Source organism: bacterium, from assembly GCA_027622355.1.
Classification (GTDB): Bacteria; UBA8248; UBA8248; order UBA8248; family UBA8248; genus JAQBZT01.
In genome coordinates this window covers 1-2,879 of the sequence record JAQBZT010000323.1, presented here as the reverse complement: position 1 = coordinate 2,879, position 2,879 = coordinate 1, and the positions used below count along the sequence as shown (strand labels likewise).

Sequence of the window (2,879 nt, the reverse complement as noted above, 5' to 3'; positions counted from 1 at the left end):
TCAATGACGGCGCGAAATTGATTTAACTTAGCAAATTTTATGGGTTTGTCAATAAACCCCGGCGGAGGAACGAAAGGGCCGCAGTGACTGATTTTTAGGGGCAGTGAAAAGAAAACGATCTGATTCCGGCGATGGCTAATGAGGCCCGCCTTTTTCCGCGAACCACTCGGCGAAGATTTCGATTCCCGCCGCGAGCGACACGATGGGTTTCCACCCGGTTCCTTCCCGGAATTGTCCGGCGTCAAGGCTGATCCGGAAGATTTCCCCTTCCCGAAGGGGGGCGAGGCGAACCTCGGCCGGCTCCGGCCCGAGGGCAGAGGCCAGCTGTGCGAGGACATCGTGGATCTCGGTCGCGACCCCTGTGCCTAGGTTGTACGCCCCGCCGTCATGGATTTTATCGGCGGCCAGCCGAAAAGCCGCCGCCGCGTCCGTGACGAACAGGTAGTCCCGGGCGGCCCTGCCTTCGCCGTAGAGGGTGAGGGGGGCTTGCTGGAAGATTTTCTCCGCGAAGATCGAGATGGCCGCCCGCCTCGAGGTCTCCGCGCTGGCGGGGGCCGAAGATGTTCGAAAGGCGGAGGGAAACTGCGGGCAGGCCGAAAAGCCGGGCGTAGGTTCCGACGTAATCCTCGGCGATGTGCTTGCTGACGGCGTAGGGGGAGCGAAACTCGGTCGGATGCGTTTCGGTGACGAGGATCCGGTTCGGATCGCCATAGGAGGCGCCGTCGGTTGAGGCGTAGATAAACCAGGGGGACGGGGAGTCCGCGGGCAGACTCGAGGAGTCCCAGGGTGGTCGAAAAATTCATTTGATAGTCGAAGTATATATCTTTAAAACTTTGTATTGCAATGGATTGTGCAGATAGGTGACAGACAACATCCGGCTGAATGTCCCGGAGAATGCCCTCGGCGCGGCCGGGCTGTCACAGATCCGCCTCGGGGGTCGAGATTCTCGCGGACTCCGGTCAACAGGTTCTCTACCGCCGAGACCTCGTCGCCGGCCCCCAGGCAGATGTCGCAAATGTGGCTCCCGATAAAGTCGGCGCCTCCCGTTATCAACACTTTCGCCATCGGTATCCTCATCGGAACGGGGGAAAGGTTTCATTTTTTGGGTTATCTTCTCACGAAATCATCCCCAGGGGGAGGGTGTGGTATCCTTGTCACGAGTTTTCAAAAGGTCGTGGTTTTTCTAAAATAACCCATCAATCTGCTTTTGCCCTCTCCGCCGGTTTTTCCGGCGGAGAGGATGAAAAGGAGTGAACCCAGGCGATGCGCTTATTCACGGGCGAGGCTCTCGACCATAAGAAGATCGATGAGCTGTATCAACAGAGTGCGTGGGGCAAGATTATTCAAAGCTTTGCCAAAACGGACCTTCAACAGGTTGACGATATCCGCGTTTTAAACGATCTGGCCGTGGCCTATCATCAGGAGCGCCAGTTCGACAAAGCCCTGGCCGTTTGCGAGCGCATCAAGGCGGTGGAGATGTGGACCGACCTGGTGAAGCAGCAGGCCGAACTCACCCCTCGCTACATGCGCTACCACGTCGTCATGGGCGAGGCCCTCTACCGCATGGGCGAGCTGGAAAAAGCCCTGGAAATATTTACGAAGCTGAAAGTCATCGGCAGCCGCTTTTCCGACAAATACTACTATTCGGCCCGGATACACACCAAGAAGGGGAACTACCGCCAGGCCCTCCTCGAGTACAAGGGGATGATTACCAACACCCCCCAGCGGATGCGGGATGTGATCCGCGGAGTGAGCGAGCTGATTGACGCCTCACCGGCCCAGTCGGGGGCCTACGAGCAACTCTACGCCGCTTCCCAGCACAAGGATCGGGTCGGGCACTACACCAAGAAATTTCAGGAGGAGATGAAAGAGTCCAAGGGTGCGCTCGCGGCCGGGTTGCGGGTGGCCAACATGCTCTTTTTGCAGGGAGACCCCGCCGGCGCCCGGAAGAGTCTCGCCTCGCTCAAGGCAGCCTCGGATGAGGAAAAAAGCTGGCTCGCCCTTATCGAAGGAGACTGGACGCTGGCCGAGAAGGGCCCGCAGGAGGCGCTGGAGAAATATCTCTCCACGGAGAGCGGCCTCCCGCCCGGCTCTCCGCTCCTCATCGAGCGCCTCGAGGACCTTGTCCGCACCCACAAGATGGGCGCGCACGTACGGAAGAAGATCGCGAAACTCTATGAGGCCGGCGGTGACGCAGACGGCGCGGCGCGCCACCTCGAGGCCGTCGTGTCCGAAACGGGCGATGAGGCGGTCAAGGCGGATCTTGCCCGGATTCTCAAGTCCGCGATGACGGCCGCCTTCGGGGCGAACGATCTGCAGCGGGCCCAGTCCATGGGAACCCGGTATCTGAAGTTCTTCCCCGATGATCAGGTGGTGGCGGGGCAAATCCAGCAGATCAATCAGGTCCTCTTCGTCAAGCGGAAGGAGGAGCTGGAGAAGTATCTGGCGATGGGCAGCCGCCTTCCGGCGAGCCAGGCGGCGAAATTCCACTACGAGATGGCCGGCATCGAAAAGGCCATGATGGGAAGCGAGGAGGCAATCATCTCCCACCTCCAGGGGGCGGCGAGCGAGCGCTCTCCCGTCCGGGCGCAGGCCCTCCGCGAGCTGGGGCAGATACATCTCAGGGGCGGCAGCAGCGACATGGCCGAGGCCGTCCACGATATCCTCTTCGGGCTCAAGATGGGGGAGGACGACCGCTTGGCATGGGCCTACGAGCTGGGCGAGGGGTATGCGGATAAGGGGGAGAAGACGCTGGCCATCAAGTATTTTGAGATGGTCACCGAGCGGGACGGCACTTTCCGCGATGCAGCCAGCCGCGCCGGCGAACTCAAGCGCGAGATCGAGGCGGCGGCCCAGGCGGCGCCCGCGGCGGCGGCCCC

2 protein-coding genes are annotated in these 2,879 nt (G+C 60.7%); one reads left to right on the top strand and one right to left on the bottom strand.

Annotation, left to right across the window (positions count from 1 at the left end):
* Positions 1-135 precede the first annotated feature (135 nt).
* A complete protein-coding gene (locus tag O2807_14175; protein ID MDA1001649.1) occupies positions 136-711 on the bottom strand; it encodes a GDP-mannose 4,6-dehydratase in 576 nt (191 codons plus the stop codon).
* Positions 712-1,263: 552 nt separating this feature from the next.
* On the opposite strand from O2807_14175, the gene O2807_14170 reads away from it, so the two are divergent.
* The coding region (locus O2807_14170) for a hypothetical protein (GenBank protein MDA1001648.1) at positions 1,264-2,879 on the top strand (1,616 nt) is incomplete at its 3' end.

What these genes read in the sequence shown, in the direction of transcription:
- O2807_14175 (MDA1001649.1), bottom strand. Translation starts at nt 711, where the DNA reads ATGGCGATCCGAACCGGATCCTCGTCACCGAAACGCATCCGACCGAGT.